The sequence below is a fragment of the Nocardia sp. NPDC052566 genome (assembly GCF_044547285.1).
Taxonomy (GTDB): Bacteria; Actinomycetota; Actinomycetes; order Mycobacteriales; family Mycobacteriaceae; genus Nocardia.
This window is the reverse complement of the sequence record NZ_JBIUAF010000005.1, coordinates 1-18,341: the sequence shown is the minus strand read 5'-3', so window position 1 is coordinate 18,341 and position 18,341 is coordinate 1. Positions and strand designations below refer to the sequence as shown.

Annotated in this window: 17 protein-coding genes, 1 rRNA gene and 1 pseudogene; 3 read left to right on the top strand and 16 right to left on the bottom strand. The window is 68.5% G+C overall.

Translation table 11 applies throughout. From position 1 onward, the window contains the following. Window positions 1–400 precede the first annotated feature (400 nt). The 9 genes from scpB to ACIG5A_RS25030 form a co-directional block, all read right to left on the bottom strand. Window positions 401–1,045 (bottom strand): SMC-Scp complex subunit ScpB, encoded by a 645-nt coding sequence (gene scpB, locus ACIG5A_RS25070; RefSeq protein WP_397245882.1) that lies wholly within the window; start codon window positions 1,043–1,045, stop codon window positions 401–403. 548 nt (window positions 1,046–1,593) lie between these two features. After that, window positions 1,594–2,469, bottom strand: coding sequence for a segregation and condensation protein A (locus tag ACIG5A_RS25065; RefSeq protein ID WP_397244052.1), 876 nt, complete (start codon window positions 2,467–2,469; stop codon window positions 1,594–1,596). A 47-nt stretch (window positions 2,470–2,516) separates the two neighbouring features. Next, the gene (locus ACIG5A_RS25060) at window positions 2,517–3,437 is read right to left on the bottom strand and encodes a ParA family protein (RefSeq protein WP_397245880.1); all 921 of its coding nucleotides are present in this window, start codon (window positions 3,435–3,437) and stop codon (window positions 2,517–2,519) included. A 272-nt stretch (window positions 3,438–3,709) separates the two neighbouring features. After that, entirely contained in the window at window positions 3,710–4,642 is a 933-nt protein-coding gene (gene xerD, locus ACIG5A_RS25055) for a site-specific tyrosine recombinase XerD (protein WP_397244050.1), read from the bottom strand. A gap of 3 nt (window positions 4,643–4,645) precedes the next feature. Next, complete coding sequence (locus tag ACIG5A_RS25050) at window positions 4,646–5,302, bottom strand: NUDIX domain-containing protein (protein ID WP_397244048.1); 657 nt, start codon at window positions 5,300–5,302, stop codon at window positions 4,646–4,648. A gap of 135 nt (window positions 5,303–5,437) precedes the next feature. Beyond that, on the bottom strand, window positions 5,438–7,159 hold the full coding sequence (locus ACIG5A_RS25045; RefSeq protein WP_397244046.1) for a CTP synthase: 1,722 nt from the start codon (window positions 7,157–7,159) through the stop codon (window positions 5,438–5,440). Between the two features lie 76 nt (window positions 7,160–7,235). Beyond that, window positions 7,236–8,180, bottom strand: coding sequence for a copper transporter (locus tag ACIG5A_RS25040; protein WP_397244044.1), 945 nt, complete (start codon window positions 8,178–8,180; stop codon window positions 7,236–7,238). Window positions 8,181–8,185: 5 nt separating this feature from the next. Next, the gene (steA, locus tag ACIG5A_RS25035) at window positions 8,186–9,394 is read right to left on the bottom strand and encodes a putative cytokinetic ring protein SteA (protein ID WP_397244042.1); all 1,209 of its coding nucleotides are present in this window, start codon (window positions 9,392–9,394) and stop codon (window positions 8,186–8,188) included. A 133-nt stretch (window positions 9,395–9,527) separates the two neighbouring features. Further along, window positions 9,528–10,232, bottom strand: coding sequence for a DUF4190 domain-containing protein (locus ACIG5A_RS25030; protein ID WP_397244040.1), 705 nt, complete (start codon window positions 10,230–10,232; stop codon window positions 9,528–9,530). 153 nt (window positions 10,233–10,385) lie between these two features. Here ACIG5A_RS25030 and ACIG5A_RS25025 point away from each other — a divergent pair, with 153 nt between their 5' ends. Continuing rightward, on the top strand, window positions 10,386–10,805 hold the full coding sequence (locus ACIG5A_RS25025) for an SRPBCC family protein (RefSeq protein ID WP_397244038.1): 420 nt from the start codon (window positions 10,386–10,388) through the stop codon (window positions 10,803–10,805). Window positions 10,806–10,830: 25 nt separating this feature from the next. On the opposite strand, the gene recN is transcribed toward ACIG5A_RS25025, so the two are convergent. The 5 genes from recN to ACIG5A_RS25000 all read right to left on the bottom strand — a co-directional run bounded on the left by recN (window position 10,831) and on the right by ACIG5A_RS25000 (window position 15,599). Beyond that, window positions 10,831–12,609 (bottom strand): DNA repair protein RecN, encoded by a 1,779-nt coding sequence (gene recN, locus ACIG5A_RS25020; protein ID WP_397244036.1) that lies wholly within the window; start codon window positions 12,607–12,609, stop codon window positions 10,831–10,833. After that, window positions 12,587–13,573: an NAD kinase gene (locus ACIG5A_RS25015; RefSeq protein WP_397244034.1), complete on the bottom strand. Its 987-nt coding sequence runs from the start codon at window positions 13,571–13,573 to the stop codon at window positions 12,587–12,589. The genes recN and ACIG5A_RS25015 overlap by 23 nt, the downstream gene beginning before the upstream one ends. Beyond that, on the bottom strand, window positions 13,570–14,394 hold the full coding sequence (locus ACIG5A_RS25010; RefSeq protein WP_397244032.1) for a TlyA family RNA methyltransferase: 825 nt from the start codon (window positions 14,392–14,394) through the stop codon (window positions 13,570–13,572). The genes ACIG5A_RS25015 and ACIG5A_RS25010 overlap by 4 nt, the downstream gene beginning before the upstream one ends. A 1-nt stretch (window position 14,395) precedes the next feature. Beyond that, window positions 14,396–14,614 (bottom strand): hypothetical protein, encoded by a 219-nt coding sequence (locus tag ACIG5A_RS25005; protein ID WP_397244030.1) that lies wholly within the window; start codon window positions 14,612–14,614, stop codon window positions 14,396–14,398. A 70-nt stretch (window positions 14,615–14,684) separates the two neighbouring features. Further along, the gene (locus ACIG5A_RS25000; RefSeq protein ID WP_397244028.1) at window positions 14,685–15,599 is read right to left on the bottom strand and encodes an HAD-IIA family hydrolase; all 915 of its coding nucleotides are present in this window, start codon (window positions 15,597–15,599) and stop codon (window positions 14,685–14,687) included. Window positions 15,600–15,609: 10 nt separating this feature from the next. Between ACIG5A_RS25000 and ACIG5A_RS24995 the strand changes: the two genes are divergently transcribed. Both ACIG5A_RS24995 and ACIG5A_RS24990 read left to right on the top strand, forming a co-directional pair. Further along, entirely contained in the window at window positions 15,610–15,855 is a 246-nt protein-coding gene (locus ACIG5A_RS24995; RefSeq protein ID WP_397244026.1) for a hypothetical protein, read from the top strand. A gap of 145 nt (window positions 15,856–16,000) precedes the next feature. Beyond that, a complete protein-coding gene (locus ACIG5A_RS24990) occupies window positions 16,001–16,183 on the top strand; it encodes a hypothetical protein (RefSeq protein ID WP_397244024.1) in 183 nt (60 codons plus the stop codon). A gap of 113 nt (window positions 16,184–16,296) precedes the next feature. On the opposite strand, the pseudogene ACIG5A_RS24985 reads toward ACIG5A_RS24990, so the two are convergent. Both ACIG5A_RS24985 and rrf read right to left on the bottom strand, forming a co-directional pair. Beyond that, window positions 16,297–17,319: pseudogene (locus ACIG5A_RS24985) on the bottom strand (hypothetical protein); the annotation flags it as partial. Between the two features lie 931 nt (window positions 17,320–18,250). Continuing rightward, window positions 18,251–18,341 (bottom strand): 5S ribosomal RNA (gene rrf / locus ACIG5A_RS24980); the annotation flags it as partial.

The window sequence follows — 18,341 nt, the reverse complement described above, 5'->3', positions numbered from 1 at the left end:
AGGAACCGCGATAACCGGAACCGCCCTGCGAGGAGCCGCGGTAGCCGCCGCCCTGCGAAGCACCACGCGAGCCGGAACCCGAACCGCGATAACCGCTCTCACCTTGCGACGAACCGCGATAACCGCCCTCGCCCTGCGAAGAACCGCGCTGGCCGGAGCCGCTGCGGGAGTTTCCGCGATAGCCGTCCTCACCCTGAGCGGAGCCGCGGTAGCCGCCGCGCGAGTTACCGCGTTCGGCGCCACCCCACTGCGATCCCCCGCGCTGGGTGCTTTCCCCTCGTGCCGGACGGGCGCCGCGTGCGCCTGCGTCTCGGCCTGCGCCGCCCCTGGTGGGCTGGTCGCTGCGTTTTCTACGATCCGGTGTGCCATCTCGGCGAGCGGGCGTATTCATTTTGTCCTGTCAGTCCTCGGTGCCGAGGTCCAAATCGGCCTCGGCGGGTTTCTTCATCCTGGTGTAACGGGGATCCGTATCCAGGCTCTCGTTGATCTCATCGATCAGGTCGACGCCCGGCAAAAGGGGCGCCAGTGGTGGCAGGTCGGTCAGCGACGCGAGCCCGATCCGTTCCAGGAACAGTTCGGTGGTGCAGTACTGCGTCCCGTTGGTTTCCGGGTCGACACCCGCCTCGGCGATCAGTCCCCGCGCCAGCAGGGTCCGCATCACGCCGTCGACGTTCACGCCGCGCACCGCGCTGACCCTGGTCCGGGTCACCGGCTGACGGTAGGCCACCACCGCCAGAGTTTCCAGTGCCGCCCTGGTCAATTTCGACCGGGCGCCGTCGAGCAGCATCCGTTCCACATACGGCGCATACTCGCTGCGAGTATAGAAGCGCCAGCCGTCCCCCACGAAACGCAGATCGATGCCACTGCCCCGTGCGGACAGCTCCGCCGCCATCTCCCGCAGCGCCGACTCGACCCGCCGCGCGGTGTCCCCGAGCGCGTCGGCAAGCAGGTCTACCGGGGCCGGAGCATCCACGACGAGCAACATCGCCTCCAACGCCGACCGGAATTCATCGTCCGCCAGCGGCTCGAGGGTGAACTCCGCCACTGTGTCGTCATCGGACTCGTCATCAGCGTCCTCGGCGACACTTTTCGCGACCGTCTCACGCTCGTCGCCCCTGGTGGTCTCGTCGAGGTCGACCGCGCCCACCGAACCCGTCTCTGTCGCCGAGGAAGGGGCCGGAGTCGAGCCGGACGCCGCCCTCGAGGCCAGGTCGTCGGCCAAGTCCCGATCCGCCGAACCACGGTCTCCCGCCACGTCGAGGTCTGCCGCCGAGGTCGCCGCGGACAGCGATCCCGAGTCCCGCGCCGAGGCCGTGTCCGTCACCGAAACCGGATCGTCCCCCGCAGCGACCACGTCCGCCACCGAGGCCTCGTCATCCGACAGGACCGAGTCGGCCGCCGCAACGGCGTTGTCCACCGCAGCCACATCTGCATCGGCCACCGTGATCGGGCCGTCCGCCGACGCCGTGTCTGTCGCCAGCTCGTCGCCGACCTCGGACACCGCGACGCTCGCCGAGGCCGCCCTCGCCTCCGCGACCGCCGACGCCCGGGCCGCTTCGATGATCGCCTGCGCGGGGCTCAACTTCTGCCCACTCACCCGTAGTCCTCCTCGATGGTCACGGTCGGTGCCGGTGCGTTCGGGTCGAGCTCGCCGAGCCAGCTGATCGACAGCGGACCCAGCGGGTCGGGCTGATCGAACTCGATCGTCTTGCCCCGGTACAGCTCGAGCAGTGCCAGGAAGCGGGCGACGATCTCGATCGGCGCATCGCAGTCGGCGACCAGTTCGCCGAAGGTGGTCCAGCCGCCGGGGCCGCGCAGCTTGAGTTGTTCGAGCACCAGTGCCGCCTGCTCGGCGACCGAGATGGCGTGCGCGTGCAGATGATCGAGACCGACCCTGGGTTTCGGCTTCGGCCGGAAGCAGGTGGCCGCGATCGCGGCGAACTCGTTGCCGTCAACACCCAGCGTAACCTCGGGCAGCAGGTCGGCATAGCGATCTTCCAGCCCGACCGCGCGCGGGTAGCGCCGCAGCGCCGCGGCCTCCAGCTCGCCAAGTAGCTCGGCGACCTGTTTGAAGGCGCGGTACTGCAGCAGCCGGGCGAACAGCAGGTCGCGGGCGTCGAGCAGTTCGAGATCCTCGGCGTCGGTCATCTCGCCCGACGGCAACAGCCTGGCCGCCTTCAGGTCGAGCAGTGTCGCGGCGACCACCAGGAATTCGGTGGTCTGGTCGAGGATCTTGTCCGCGCGCAGCGCGCTCTCCTGCACCATGCTCGCGGTCAGCGCCTTGGTGTAGGCGATGAATTCGTCGGTCACCTTGTGCAGCGCCACCTCGGTGACGTCGAGGCGGCGCGAACTGATCAGGGTGAGCAGCAGGTCGAACGGCCCCTGAAAGTTGGTCAGCGTCAGGTGAAAGCCGGACGCCTTCGGGGGTTCGTCCGGCGCGGGATCCACGGGCCGCGCGTCGCTGTGCACACTGACAGTCTCGCTTGCCGCGTTCAGCTCTCCGAGGTCGGCCGCGATCACCGGCCCGACCGGTGGATGACTTCCCGCGCCATCGCCCTGTATGCCTCGGCCCCACCGGATTTGGGCGCCCACGTGGTGATGGGCTCGCCCGCGACGCTGGCGTCGGGGAACCGGACGGTCCGCGAGATCGCCGTATCGTAGACCAGATCGCCGAATACCTCGACGACGCGGGCCATCACCTGCCGGGAATGTAGTAGCCGCGCGTCGAACATGGTGACCACGATGCCGTAGAGGCTCAGCCGCGGGTTCAGCCGATCGCGCACCTTCTCGACGGTGTCGTTGAGCAATGCGAGCCCGCGCAGCGAGAAGTATTCGCATTCCATCGGAATGATCACACCGTCCGCGCAGGCCAGCGCGTTCACGGTGAGTAAACCGAGCGAGGGCTGGCAGTCGATCAGGATGTAGTCGTAGCGATCCTTGATCGGTTCCAGCGCACGGCCCAGCGACTGCTCCCTGCCCACCTCGTTGACCAGCTGGATCTCCGCCGCCGACAGATCGATATTGCTCGGCAGCAGATCCAGGTTCTCCACGCGCGTCTTCATCAGCACGTCGTCGACGGAGCATTTGGACCCGATGAGCAGGTTGTGCACGGTCTGGTCCAGATCGTGGTGCGCCACACCCAGTCCCGCCGACAGCGCGCCCTGCGGGTCGAGGTCGACGAGCAGTACGCGCCGCCCGTACTCGGCCAGGGACGCGCCGAGGTTGATGGTGGACGTGGTCTTGCCGACGCCGCCCTTCTGGTTGCACATGGCGACGACCAACGCGTCGCCGTGCCGATCCACGGGCGGCGGGTCGGGCACGAGCCGCAATGGCCGTCCCGTCGGGCCGAGGGTGGCATCCTCGGGCACAGGTTCCGCCCCGTTGCCCCACAACGTTTCCGCTGCGGCCTCCGAGTACGGACCTCGGGGACCACCCATCGGCGGCTGTGCCGCACCGGCTGTCGTCACGATCCGCTGCTCCTTATACGTTCCTGCCCGTTGCCTCGCCGAGCGTAGCGAAGCCGATCAGGCCCGACCTCGCTCTCGTACGGTCCAGCTCTCGTTAGACGCTACCGCTTCGGAGCACAAGACCCACGCTCGGACACGCGACACCAGTTTTCCGTGAATTCGCTGGATCGTCTGGCATACGGCCTAATCGGGCCCGAAGTGGAACGCGTCATCACCACTTCGGCATGCCCGGAACCGCTCGGCTAGCGGGCGCGCGGGTGCGCGGTGGCCCAGACCTCGCGCAGGGTGTTGACGGTGACCAGGGTGTAGATCTGCGTGGTCGTCACCGAGGCGTGGCCCAGAAGTTCTTGCACCACACGCACATCGGCGCCGCCGTCGAGCAGATGCGTCGCGAAGGAGTGCCGCAGGGTGTGCGGCGAGACGGTCGCGCCGATGCCTGCGCGCTCGGCCGCGGTCTGCAGGACCTGCCAGGCACTCTGCCTGGACAGCCGTCCGCCGCGCGCGTTGAGGAACAGCGCACCCGCGGTGCCCTTGCCGCTCGCCGCGAGCATCGGACGGCCGCGCACCAGGTAGGCGTCGACCGCGGCGAGCGCGGGCCTGCCGATCGGCACCATGCGCTGCTTGCCGCCCTTGCCGCGCAAGACAACCGCGCGCTCCTCGGTATCCAGATCGTCGACGTCGAGGCCGACCATCTCCGAGATCCGCGCACCCGTCGAATACAGCAGCTCCAGCAGCGCACGGTCGCGCAGGCCGCGCGGTCCGCCGTCGGCGCCGACCTCGGACCCGCCCGCGGCCTCGAGCACCCGCAGGACCTGTTCGTAGGGCAGCGCTTTCGGCAGCCTGCGGCCGGGGGTCGGCGGTTTCACCGCATGCGCGACATCGGTGACGGTGATGCCCTCGGCCGCCGCGAACCGGTGCAGGCCGCGCACCGCGATCAGCGCACGCGCCACCGAACTCGCCGCGAGCGGTGGATGTTCCGGTCCGCCGGAACGCAGCGCCATGGTGAACTCGCTGACATCGGCCTCGGCCACCCCGTCGAGCCCGGTGATACCGCGCCCCCCGAGGAAGTTCCGATAGCGCTCCAGATCACGCCGATACGCGCCGAGGGTGTTGCGCGCGGCACCGCGCTCGACCGCGAGATGGTCGAGATAGGCGTCGATCTCCCGCGCGAGCACCCGTCAGCCCGCGGACCGTTGCCGCGCCTTACGGCGCAGGAACGCGGTGGGTTGTCCCGGCCACGGCGCGTCGGGCGAACGCAGCGGGATGCCGTCCGCCCTGGCCGCCGCGAGGGCGAGCACGCCCGCCACCGCGGTCGCGTTGACGATCTCCCCCGCCAGCGCCGCGCGCACCGCCGTGCCGACGGGCATGCGCACCACCCGCAGATCGGCCTCCTCGTGCTCCGGTTCGGGCCGCTCGACCTCGAACAGGCCACGCGCCAGATAGACGCGCAGCGCCTCATCGGTGAATCCGGGTGAGAGCGCCACGTCGACGAGTACCGACCAGTCCCTGGCACCGAGCCCGGTCTCCTCGGCGAGTTCGCGCTTGGCCGCCGCCAGCGGATCCTCGCCGGGTATGTCCAGCAGGCCGGCGGGCAGCTCGAGCAGACGGCCGCCGATGGGGTGGCGATACTGGTCGATCAGCACGAGCTCGTCGTTCTCGTCGATCGCCGCGACCGCGACCGCGGCATGGTGCTCGATCATCTCGCGCTCGGCGACCTTGCCGCCGGGCATGGCGACCTGATCGAGCCGCAGCGCGAGAATGGCGCCGCTGTAGACGGTTTCGCTGGACACGATCTCGAAGTCGTGGCTGCCCGGGGCTGCCTCGTTCTCATTCACGACCGCACCTCACTGACACTCTGCTGCAACCCCACTTCGAGCACGCTATACCCACACTCGGTGGCCCGCATTCGCCGACCATGGGTCCCGGCGGCGTCGCGAGCGAACGACCGGTCCGCTCGCGACGCGCACGCACTAGGAGCTCTGGTCCGCGCTCGCGAGTTCCTCACCCGGGATGTCGACCGGAAGCCGTTCGGCCAGCTTGTATTTCAGCGCCGCCGCGATCAGCGCCGCGAACAGCGGATGCGGGCGGGTCGGCCGGCTCTTCAGCTCGGGATGCGCCTGGGTGGCGACGAAGAACGGGTGCACGTCGGCGGGCAGCTCGACGAACTCGACCAGATGCCCGTCCGGCGAGGTGCCGCTGAACTTCAGCCCGCTCTTGGCGATCTTGTCGCGGTAGGCGTTGTTGACCTCGTAGCGGTGCCGGTGCCGTTCGGAAACCTGCTCGCTGCCGTAGGCCTGCGCGACCACCGACCCCTTCTTCAGCGTCGCCGGGTAGGCGCCGAGGCGCATGGTGCCGCCGAGATCGGCCTCACCGGCCACGGCCTGCTGCTGGTCGGCCATGGTCGAGATGACCGGATGCGGTGTGTCCGGATCGAATTCGGCCGAGCTGGCCTCGGTCAGACCGGCCGAGCGGGCCGCCTCGATCACCACGCACTGCAGGCCTAGGCACAGGCCGAGCAGCGGGATGCCGCGGGTGCGCGCGTAGCGGATGGCGCCGACCTTGCCCTCGATGCCGCGGATGCCGAAGCCGCCGGGGATCAGCACCGCGTCCACATCGCGCAGCGCCGTTTGCGCGCCCGCTTCGGTCTCACACTCGTCCGAGGGCACCCAGCGGATCTGCACCTTGGCCCGCGAGGCGAAACCGCCCGCGCGCAGCGCCTCGGTGACCGACAGGTAGGCGTCGGGCAGGTCGACGTACTTGCCGACCAGCGCCACCTCGACGATCTCGCGCGGCGAGTGCACCCGCTCGAGCAGATCGCCCCACACGGTCCAGTCCACGTCGCGGAACGGCAGGCCGAGCCTGCGCACCACGTACGCGTCGAGGCCCTCGCGGTGCAGCACCCGGGGGATGTCGTAGATGGACGGCGCGTCCGGGGTCGAGATGCACGCGTCGACGTCGACGTCGCACATCAGCGCGATCTTGCTCTTGAGCGCCTGCGGCACCTCACGATCGCAGCGCAGGATCAGCGCGTCGGGCTGGATACCGATATTGCGCAGCGCCGCCACCGAGTGCTGAGTCGGCTTGGTCTTCAGCTCACCCGAGGGGGCGAGGTAGGGCACCAGCGAGACGTGCAGGAAGAACACGTTGTCCCGGCCGACGTCGTGACGGATCTGCCGGGCCGCCTCGAGGAACGGCTGCGATTCGATATCGCCGACGGTGCCACCGATTTCGGTGATCACCACATCGGGCACCTGGCCCTGCAGATCCGGGCCCTGCATCGCGAGGATGCGGTTCTTGATCTCGTCGGTGATGTGCGGAATCACCTGCACCGTATCGCCGAGGTATTCACCGCGACGCTCCTTGGCGATGACCGTCGAATAGATTTGCCCGGTGGTGACATTGGCGTCGCGGGACAGGTCCCGGTCGAGGAACCGCTCGTAGTGACCGACGTCGAGATCGGTCTCGGCGCCGTCCTCGGTCACGAACACCTCTCCGTGCTGGAACGGATTCATGGTGCCCGGATCGACATTCAAATACGGGTCGAGTTTCTGCATGGTGACCCGCAGTCCACGCGCCGTCAGCAGCTGTCCGAGGCTGGAGGCGGTAAGACCCTTACCAAGAGAGGAGGCGACTCCACCGCTGACGAAGATGTGCTTCGTGACCGTTCGCGCCTGATTCCGTGTATGACCCACGGGTCTTCACGGTAACACGGATCAGGCGTCCAGATCGAACGCCACGCACGATAGCTATGTGGTGACTGGGCCGCGATCAGCGCGGCGCGGCCGCGATTGTGAGTGAGGTCGCCTTGGCCGCGGTTCCGTATCGTCCCGCGCCGCCGTTGAGCTGTTCGGTCAGCCCGAGCACCGCGGTCACCCGGCCGATCTCCCGATCCAGGTTGTCGACGGTGGTCACGGCCCCGGCCAGCGCGGCATCGGAGCGCACGACCGCGATCGGTCCCGGCGCGTCGGCCGCACCGGCCCGACCGCCGAGCACCGCGCCCGCACCGCGCCCGCGCAGCGCGCCGGTGAACCTGGCGATGTTCGCGCCCTGGTTGTTCTCGGCGGATTTCGCGCCGTTGCCGGTCACCACGAGCGCGAGCTGGGCAGGACGCACGGGAGTGTCGCCGTAGGCGAGGAATCCGCCGCCGCGCATGGTCTCCAGCACCAGCCCGAGTTCCTGCGGTGTACTGCGCGGCTGGCCGTTGCCCGGATCGAGCAGCAGCACCAGGCCGAGCAGATCACCCGCCAGGCTGCCCTGATCGACCGCGCCGGTGCGCAACTGCGCGCCCGCCGGAATCACGTTCGTCACCGTGGTGCGCATCCGGTCGCCCTCGGTGGCATCGAGGAAGGCGTCGGTGAGCGCGATCCGGCCGGTCACCGCGGCGCCGGAGGTCTCGAGCGCCTTGGTGACACCCTCCACATCGGCGGGTTCGGCGTCCGGGGTGGTGAACACGACGACGGAACGCTCGGCCAGCGTGCCGCCGAGGATGCGCGCCGACGAGCCGGCGATGAACCGGTCCGCGGCGTTGAGCTGGTCGACGAGCTGGCGGTTCTGCGCCGAGGTGATGTCGAGCTGCTGGCGCAGGCCGGAGCGGTCCGCGCGCAGCCCGGACAGCAGATCGGCCGCCAGCGTCTGCGAGCCGAGCACCACGCCGATGGCGAGCGCGAGGAAGATCGCCGCGATCGAAATGGCGTGCTGGCGTATCGAAATCATGCTTCTCACTTCCGCTGGATGGCGTCTTGCGCCCACACGGTGAACCGATTCCAGGTGTCGAGGCCCCAATCGAGGACATCGCCGCCGGTGTTGGAGGCGAGCAGCACCACGATCACCGCGATCAGCGCGGCGAGCACAACCAGCGCGATCGCCGCGCCGGACACCCGGTTGCGGTACAGCGTGGCAACGGCTTTGGCGTCCATCAGCTTGGTGCCGATCTTGAGCCGGGTGAGGAAGGTGGCCGGATTGCTGTCGCGGCGGCCGCGGTCGAAGAAATCGTCCAGCGACGCGGCGGCGCCCGCGGTGACGATCAGCGACGCACCGTGGTGGTGGGCCAGCAGCAGCGCCAGGTCGGCGGGTGCGCCCGAGGACGGGAACGTGGTCGCGCCGATCCCGAGATCTTGGATGCGCTCGAGGCCCTTGGCGTGCCCGTCGGTGTCGGCGGGCAGGATCATCTCGGCGCCGCATTTCAGTGTGGCCGTGGTGATCTCGTCCGGATCGCCGACGATGAGGTCGGGCCGGTAGCCCTGCTTCATCAGGGTGTCGGCGCCGCGACCGACGCCGACCATGATCGGGGCGTACTCCTTGATGAACGGCTTGAGCCGCTTGAGATCCTCGGCGTGATCGGTGCCGTCGGCCACCACGACCACGTGCCGGTGCCGCATCGTCAGCTCCAGCTCCGGTACGCCGATGCCGTCGATGAGCAGCGCGCTCTCGGTGCGGATGAACTCGATCGTGTTGCCCGCGAACGCCTCCAGGTGATCGGCCAGGCCGTTGCGCGCCTCGATCATCCGGTCGGCGATGGTCGATTCGGTGAGCTCGATGCCCTCGACCAGGACCTCCGGCTCCTTCTTGGTCACCTTGTCGGCATAGACGACGCATTCGTCGATGCGGACCTTGGCGCCGTCCTTGATCTTGGAGAAGGCATCCGAGCTGACCGTGTCGAGCAGCAGGATCCCGTTGGCCACCAGCACTTCCGGGCCGAGATTCGGGTAGCGGCCCGAAATCGAGGGCGAGGTGTTGATCACCGCGATCACACCGGCCTCCACCAGCCGGTCGGCGGTGACCCGGTCCAGATCCATCTCGTCGAGTACCACCACATCACCGGGGCCGACGCGCTTGAGCAGACGCCTGGTGTTGCGGTCGACCCGGGCTATCCCGGATAGCCCGGGCAGCGTTTCGGTGCTCTTCGACAACAAGGCCAGCATCTTCATACGCCCGATCATGGGCGGAAACCCTCAACCACTGGTGGAGGCGCGCCGTATCAGCAGCCCCATTCGTCACTGTGATATTTCCCAGCACCATGTTTCGGGCAGTTTGTCCGATCCGACGGGCTGGGACCGAGCGTTAACGCGGAATCTTGCCGATCAGCTTGGCGCCCGCAGGGTCACGCACCGCGCAGCGCACGAAACGGCTCGCGAGCCAGCGTTGCGCATCGTCCGGATGGATGGCCACCACTTGGAAGTCCCTGGGGGACGGAAGTGTTCGCAGCACCTCGCGCAGCTTCGCCTCACAGCCGTCCGTCGCCCGCATGCGGACCGCCTCCGCACCGGGCCATGTGCCCGCGGGCAGGTCGAAGCCGATGATCACCTCGGCATCGTGCGGCCGCTCGCACGGCGCCACGGTCACCGTCCGCGAGCCCGCGCGCAGACCGTCGAGGCAATCGCCCACACGCACCTCGTTCACGCCGACGGCGCCACCGCGAGTCGTCGTCGACAGCGGCTGCTCGACGATCACCGTCGGGTTGACTTCGAGGGCTCCGCGCAGCGTCCCCGTCGCGACGAGGAGCACCGCGATCAACAGCCATGCCCCCGAGGCGACCAGGCCGCCGATCGCCAAGCCACGGCCACGATCTCCGCTCTTGTTGATCTGCACCAGAGCGACGATGCCGAGCGGGACCGCGAGCAGGCAGCCACCGATCACACCGAGGACCAGGGACGCGATCGCCAATACGTTGGTGCGCGGCGGCCGTACCGGATAGCCCGGCGGCGGCGCACCCCACCCGGTTTGCCACGAATTATCTTGCGGTGGCTGATAGTTCGGCCCACCCATAGCTTTCCTCCCCAGAGCAGAACAGGAGCGAATCCTACCGCACGGTCTCGAAGAAAAGCCGCGAATCGGACACCGGAACGCGCGGCAGCGACCAGACCCGACGGCCGGTACCTATATGCTGCCGGTCACAGGTAACTCGTGGAGGAGACACTCATGGCCAGCACCACAGTCGACGCGGTCTTTGCCGCGCCGCGCGACGTCGTCTACCGGTTCTTCGTCGAACGCGAGGGCATCGATCCGTATCTGCCGCTGCAGGTCACGCTGAAGAAGCCGGGACTGACCGAAACGCACAGCGTCGGGGCGCAGCATGTGTTCGGGTTTCGCGGCGTCGGTATCACCGAGGAGATCACCGAGCTGGTACCGAACGAGAAGATGGTCTACAAGATCATCAAGGGCGCGCCGGTGAAGCGGCACGTCGGCACCATCGTGTTCAGCGATGCCGACGGCGGGACCAAGGTGTCGTACACGATGGAATCCGATCCGAAGCTGCCCGTGCCCGCGAAGGTGCTCGAGCTCGGACTGAAGCAGCTGATCACCCAGTTCCTCAACGGAGCGCGCAAGGGACTGCGCTGAACCCGCCGCTCTGCCGGTAGCACGATCAGGCCGTAGCCACCGCCGACTTCTCGGTGTGCGCGGTGTCCAGCAGCTCCTCGGCATGTGCGCGGCCGGTCTCGGTGTCGTCGAGGCCGGCCAGCATGCGGGCGAGCTCGATGACCCGCTCATCCTTGGTCAGCGCGCGAACTCCGCTGTTCACCTTGCCTTTTCCGTCATCGGACTTGTCGACAACCAGGTGCGTATCGGCGAACGCGGCCACCTGCGGCAGATGCGTCACCACGATCACCTGATGGGTGCGCGCCAATCGTGCCAGCCTGCGCCCGATCTCGACGGCGGCCCGGCCGCCGACGCCGGCGTCGACCTCGTCGAAGACCATCGTCGCGCCGTGATCCGAACTCGCGAGCACCACCTCCAGCGCCAGCATCACCCGCGACAACTCACCGCCGGATGCGCTCTTGCTCAACGGAAGCGACTGCGCACCCGAATGCGCCGACAGCCGGAACTCCACCTCGTCGACACCGGATGAACCGGCGTGCAACTCTTTTCCATCCACCGACAGGGGCGCGGAATCCTGCGGACCCGCGGGCAGCGGCCGCACCTCGACCTCGAGCCGCGCCTTTCCCATTGCCAGACCGGATAATTCGGCGCTGACGGCCGAACCGAGCTTACCCGCGGCCTTGCCGCGCGCGGTGCTGAGTTTGCGCGCCGACTCCCGCACCCGCTCGGCCGCGATATCGACCTCGGCGGCCAGCTTCGTCAGCGCCTCCTCGGACACGTCGAGCGAATCCAGCCGCGAGCGCGCGTCATCGGCCCACGCGATCACCCCGTCGATATCGGGCGCGTACTTGCGTGTCAGCGTCTTCAGCTCGGCCTGCCTGGTGAGCAGCGAATCCAGCGCGCCGGGATCCGACGGCAGATCCTCCAGATAGCCACTCAGCTCCGCGGTGAGATCCACGACAACGGCGATCGCCTCGCCGAGCCGCGGCGCGAGCGCGCTGAGCGCGGGATCCTCCGCCGAATCCATCCTGGCGCGGGCGGCGCCGAGCAATTCCAGTGCGCCGGAACCTGCTTCGGGAGAATCCGCCGGACCCGCCAGCGCGTCGTGCGCGGTCGCGGCGGCCTCGCGCAGCGAATCCAGGTCGCTGAGCCTGCGCACCTCGTCGACGATGCGCACATCCTCACCGGGTTCCGGTGCGATACCGTCGATTTCGGCCAGCGAATGCTTGAGCCGATCCGCCTCCAGCGCGAGTTCCCTACTGCGCGCGGTCCGTTCGATGAGCTCGGTGCGCGCGTCCAACCAGGAACGCCGGTGCACCTGATACTTGCGCAGCAGCGGCCCGATGGTGTCGGCGGCGAACTGATCCAGTGCGCTCAACTGCTGATCGGGGCGCTGCAACCGCAACTGATCGTTCTGGCCGTGCACCGTCAGCAGCGGTGCGGTGAAATCGGCGAGCACCGAAGCGGGCACGCCGCGCCCACCCAGATGCGCACGCGAACGACCGTCACTGCCGACCGTGCGGATCGCGATCACGCTGCCGTCGTCATCCTGTTCGGCCGCAGCCGATTCCAGCACCTGCGCGACCTCGGCGCGGGCATCGTCGTTCACATCGTCGACGGTGAAGCGGCCCTCCACCACCGCACGCGCCGCACCGAGCCGGACCCGGCCCGCATCCGCCCGCGCACCGCTGAGCAGGTGCAGGCTGGTCACCACCATGGTCTTACCCGCACCGGTCTCGCCGGTGAGTACGGTCAGCCCCTCGTGGAATTGCGCGGTGGCCGTGGAAATGACGCCAAGGCCGTCAATCCTGATCTCTGTCAGCACGTGTGCTCTCCGTTCGCTGCCGGCCACGCCAGCCTGTCACGGGCAATTGGAACTTGCGCACCATCCGGTCCGCGAACGGCTGGGAATCCAACCGCACCCAGCGCACCGGTTGCGCACCGCGAACCGCCTCCAGCCTGCTACCACGCGGCAGCTCGAGTGTGCGCCTGCCATCCAGGAAAACTATCGCATCATGACCCGTCGCAACGGATTCGACCGCGATCCGCGAGTCCGGGCTCGTCACCAGCGGCCGGGCGAACAGCGCGTGCGCGTTGCTCGGAATCACCAGCAGCGCCTCGAGCTCCGGCCACACCACCGGGCCACCCGCGGAGAACGCGTACGCGGTCGAACCGGTCGGGGTCGAGATGAGGATGCCGTCGCAGCCGAACGCTGAAACCGGGCGCCCGTCCACCTCCAGCACCAGCTCCAAAACGCCCATCCGCGAAGCGTTCTCGACGCTCGCCTCGTTCAACGCCCAGCCGGTCTCGACCACCTCGTCGTCCACCCGGACGTTCACGTCGATGGTCATCCGGTCCTCGATGCGGTAATCGCCGTGCACCACCTGCGCCAGCGCGTCATCGAGATGTTCGGATTCGGCCTCGGTGAGAAACCCGATGCGGCCCAGGTTGATACCCAACACGGGCACCCCGGCGGGCCTGGCCAGTTCGGCGGCGCGCAGGAAGGTGCCGTCACCGCCGAGCACCAGTACCAGCTCGCAGCCGACCGCCGCCTCCTGGTCGTGCGGCACCACCCTGGCCGGATATCCGCCGGGCTCGGCCACCGCGAGCACATTCTTGCTCGGATCCTCGCATTCGAACCGGGTGCTGTCCGCCTCGTCGGCGAGCACCCGCAGCCCGATGCCTGCGTCCGCGAAGATCTTCGCCACCCGATGGGCGGTTTCGATGATCTCCGCCCGCCCGGGATGCGACACCAGCAGAATCTCCCGGCCGGACTTCGGCGCGTTCACTGTGGACCCTCCTCAACCGCACGCTCGACGAGGGCAACGATCCGCTCCTCGTCGTATTCGATCTTTTCGGCGGCTTTGCGCAGCCACAAGAAGTATTCGACATTGCCCGACGGGCCGGGCAGCGGGCTGGCCACAACGCCGACCGTACGCAGCCCGTGCGTGGCGGCGGCCGCCGCGACATCGCGCACCGTCTCGGCGCGCAACGCCGGATCGCGCACCACACCACCGGCACCGATGCGGTCCTTACCGACCTCGAACTGGGGCTTCACCATCGGCAGCAGATCCGCGCCCGGCGCGGTGCACGCGGCAAGCGCGGGCAGCACCAGATTCAGCGAGATGAACGACAGATCGCCGACTACCAGCTCGACCGTGCCGCCGATCGTCTCCGGGGTGAGGGAACGAACGTTGGTGCGGTCGAAAACCCGAACCCGCTCGTCGTTCTGTAGTCGCCATATCAGCTGGCCGTAACCGACATCGACGGCCACCACCTCGCGGGCCTCACGCGCCAGCAGCACATCGGTGAAGCCACCGGTGGACGCGCCCGCGTCGAGGCAGCGCTTACCCGCGACGGTCAACCCCTCCGGCTCGAACGCCTCGAGCGCACCGAGCAGTTTGTGCGCACCGCGCGAGGCCCACGACACTTCGTCGGGCTCCTCGCGCACGATCAGCGGGGTACCCGCCTCGATCGCGGTCGCCGGTTTCACCGCGACCGTTCCAGCTATCAGGACGCGGCCCGCACCGATCAGCTCGACCGCATGTTCTCGCGATCGCGCCAATCCGCGGCGAACCAGTTCGGCGTCCACCCGCGCGCGCCTGGCCACCTCAGATCTTGTCCACCGTCGCCAGGGCCTGAACCAGCACCTCGTGTGCCTGCTCCAGGATGCGGGCGCGCCGGGTGAGGTCGACACCCGCCTCGGCGCTCTCCGCGGTGGCTCCACTGCGCGAACCGAGCTCGACCAGCAGGGCGTCGATCTCCGAGCGGATCCGCTCCGGATCGGCAGGCTCCGGCGCGGCAGGCAGATGCTGCCCAGGCAGCGGCACCCCGGGGCGGGGTCCTGGCGTACCTGGTCCATTCGGGCTTGGGATCGGAGTAGTCATCGTGTGCTCAACGCTATCGGATTTCCGAACCAGACGCGCGTACCCGCACGGCCCGTCCCGGGTTGCGCCGCAACCGGTCCGTCAGGTCGGCGATATCGGCCGGGTTCGCTGGGGTTTCGCTGTCCATCGGTGGGTGGTTCAGCGCATCCAGGGATTCGGACACGTAGGTGGGGATCAGATCGGCCGGTGCGTCCTTCAATTCGTCCAGGGTGCTGACGCCGGTGAGCACCAACAACGATTCAAGGCCAACGCGATTCGCGCCCTCGATATCGGTGTCGAGCCGATCGCCGACGACCAGCGCGCTGCGCGAGCCCGCGCGGACCAGCGCGTCCTCCATCAAGGGTGCGAACGGTTTGCCCGCCACCATCGGCTCGCGTTCGGACGCGGTGCGCAGCGCCGCGACCATGGCGCCGTTGCCCGGCGCGAGGCCACGCTCGTTCGGCAAGGTCTTATCGGTGTTCGCGGCCACCCACAGCGCGTCCGCGCGCAGGGCGTAAGCGGCTTCGGCCAGGTCCGGCCAGCCGGTCTGCGGCGAATGTCCTTGCACCACAGCGGCGGGCGCGACACCGTCGAACCGGCGGATCGGCCGCAGCCCCACCCTGGTCACCTCCGCGGCGAGGTCATCGGTACCGACGACCAGCACCTGCGCGCCGGGCTCGAGCCGCTCGGCCAGCAGTCGCGCCGCGGCCTGCGCACTGGTGACCACATCGTCGGTCGTCGCGGGAAAACCCAACTCGACCAGATGCTCGGCCACCACGTCCGGACCACGGCTCGCATTGTTCGTCACATAGACAAGCCGTTGCGCCGCACCCGAATCCGCCCCGGCGACCAACGCCTCCGGCGCACCTTCGATCACTACCGGACCCCGATACAGAGTCCCGTCCAGATCGAGCAGCAACGCCTCATAGCGATCCCGTAACCGCGTCACACCACTCTCCATGTCATCGCCCGACACCCTGCCGGGCCACGTGCTCTTCCAAGCCATCCGACCCTACGCCAGCACTCTGACACGTATCCGGCGGCGTCTTCCCGCCCTCCCCGATGCCGACCATTCCCCCGTCTACTGGGCCGATCACCGCGAGACCCATATCAACGAGCCGAACATCATCGCGACACTGGACACACTCGCCGCAGCACTCCGAGCCGCCGGCGAAATCCAAGAACACAGCGTTTCGCCGAACTGACCGAACTAGGCCTCGGCAACCACCCAGCCGTCGAACACCGGAGGAAACTGATGTCCATGGACCTGTCGTTCTTCCGCTCGGAAACCTCCAATAAGCTTCGCGCCGAAGGCGTACCGAGGGGCTTGCCGAGGGAATCATCAAAGGCATGAACCAAGGGCGCGCCGAAATGCGCGCGGCAGACGCACTTCGGGTCCTGTCCCGACGCGGGATCGCGGTATCCGAGGAGACTCGGAGCCGGATCTCGGCTACGACCGATCTGGAGTTGCTCGAGCGGTGGTTCGATCGCGCCATCACCGCGACAACCAGCGACGAGTTGTTCGCCGACTGACACTGCCTCCATGCGCCGCAGCGATCCCGCGGCCCAACCACCATGATCAACGTGCATTGATGGTCGGCGTCAGTCACGCGATGCCGAGATCAGTGCACGTTGATCATGAGTGGCTAGTCGCCGGTCAGTTCGGCGGCGCGGTCTTCGGCGTCGGTTTCGCCGTCGAGGTCGGCGGAGGCGGCGTTGAGGAACCAGGTGAGGCCCTCGTCGGTGCGGCCCGCGGCCACCAGGGCGTCGGCGTAGGCGTAGAAGAGGCGGGCGTAGGCGGAGCCGGTACGGGCCGGATCGAGGTCGGAGGTTTGCAGGGTGACCACGGCCTGGTCGTATTCGCCGAGGTCCATGCGGGCGCCCGCGACGACGATGCGGAGCTCGATGGCCTCGTCACCGCGCAGGGCGCGGGCCTCGTCGCTGCGGCCCAGCTCGATGGCGCGTTCGGGGCGGCCGAGGCCGCGTTCGCAGTCGGCCATGACCGCGAGCAGACCGGAGCCGCCGGACATGCGGCGGGCGGTGCGCAGCTCGGAGAGCGCTTCCGCCCATTCGCCCGCGTGATAGGCGGTGACGCCCGCGGTTTCGCGAACTACCGCGATGCGACCGGCGCGCTGGCGCGCCGCACGCGCGTGGGCGAGCGCCAGGCCCGGGTCGTCATCGATGAGGCGGGCGGCCATCACCAGGTGGCGTGCCACAGTTTCCGCGTTGCCCTTGTCCAGGCTCAGCAGGTCGCGGCGCACCGCGAGTTCGAGGTCGGTGGCCTGGACGTCGTCCGGCAGATCCGGCTCCTCGGGGCGGGGAGGCTTGCGGTCCAGGGACCGGCCGCCGCCCGTCTTGGCGCCCTCGCCACCGCGCCGGCGGTCGTCGCCCCGATCATTCCAGCCGCCGCGATCCGAGCCACCGCGCGGAGCGGAGTCGCCGCTGCGCTTGAAGCCACCGCGGTCGGAACCGCCGCGCTCACCTGCGTCATCGCGACGGTCGAAACCGCCACGGTTGGTATCGCCGCCGCGGTTGAAACCGCCACGCTCGCTTGAATCGTCACGCCGGTTGTAGCCACCGCCGGAGCCGCTGCCTCGGTTGAAACCACCGCGGCTGCCCGAATCGCCACTGCGGTTGAACCCGCTGCGGTCACCGGAGCCACCACCACGGCTGAAGCCGCCGCGATCACCGGAACCACCCTCGCGGTTGAAACCACCGCGATCACCGGAACCACCGGAGCGATTGAATCCGCCACGGTCACCCGAGCCACCGCCGCGACTGAAACCACCACGATCGCTGGAACCAGAACGATCGCCCGAGCCGCCGCCACGGTTGAAGCCGCCACGGTCACCCGAACCGCCACTGCGATTGAAACCACCGCGATCGTTCGAACCACCCTCGCGGTTGTATCCACCACGGTCGCCGGAACCACCGCCGCGGCTGAAGCCACCGCGATCGCCCGAACCACCGCCGCGATTGAAACCGCCACGGTCACTGGAATTGCCGCGTTCGCCCGAGCCGCCGCCACGGTTGAAGCCGCCACGGTCACCCGAGCCACCGCCGCGATTGAAACCACCACGGTCGCCCGAACCACCCTCGCGGTTGAAACCGCCGCGGTCACCGGAGCCACTGCCGCGGTTGAAGCCGCCACGGTCGCCGGATTGGCCGCGGTCGTTGGAGCCACCGCGGTTGCCCGAGTCGCCGCCGCGGCGGAAACCACCACGGTCGTTCGAGTCGTTGGAGTCGCTGCGTCGGTTGAAGCCGCCGCGGTCGGAGCCGCGGTTGCCGCCGGAACGATCGCCGCCGGAGCGGTTCTGCGACGAGCGGCCCTCGGGCGCGCCGCCACGGGACGGGCGCTCGGATCCCTCGCCGCGTCGGAAGGACTTCCGATCGTCGTTCTGTTCCGACACGGTGATCCCTTTCTGAGTCCGTAGCGGCCGACAACGCAGAGCTGTTGTTAGACGTACGCGGATGGTCTCGCCCCATAAATTCAACCACGCGCCGACGCTGGGGCTGGTATGCGTCGACGCGATCCAGCACGCAAAGGTGCTGAAACGACGATAGGGGACCCAGAATCTGGGTCCCCTATCGTGAAGGATGTTCCGGCGGTGTCCTACTCTCCCACACCCTGTCGAGTGCAGTACCATCGGCGCAGGTGGCCTTAGCTTCCGGGTTCGGAATGGGACCGGGC

Coding starts and splice junctions, on each gene's coding strand:
- ACIG5A_RS25060 (WP_397245880.1), bottom strand. CDS start 3,437: ATGGGTGGTCCCCGAGGTCCGTACTCGGAGGCCGCAGCGGAAACGTTG.
- ACIG5A_RS25040 (WP_397244044.1), bottom strand. CDS start 8,180: ATGATTTCGATACGCCAGCACGCCATTTCGATCGCGGCGATCTTCCTC.
- steA (WP_397244042.1), bottom strand. CDS start 9,394: ATGAAGATGCTGGCCTTGTTGTCGAAGAGCACCGAAACGCTGCCCGGG.
- ACIG5A_RS25030 (WP_397244040.1), bottom strand. CDS start 10,232: ATGGGTGGGCCGAACTATCAGCCACCGCAAGATAATTCGTGGCAAACC.
- ACIG5A_RS25025 (WP_397244038.1), top strand. CDS start 10,386: ATGGCCAGCACCACAGTCGACGCGGTCTTTGCCGCGCCGCGCGACGTC.
- ACIG5A_RS24995 (WP_397244026.1), top strand. CDS start 15,610: ATGTCATCGCCCGACACCCTGCCGGGCCACGTGCTCTTCCAAGCCATC.
- ACIG5A_RS24990 (WP_397244024.1), top strand. CDS start 16,001: ATGAACCAAGGGCGCGCCGAAATGCGCGCGGCAGACGCACTTCGGGTC.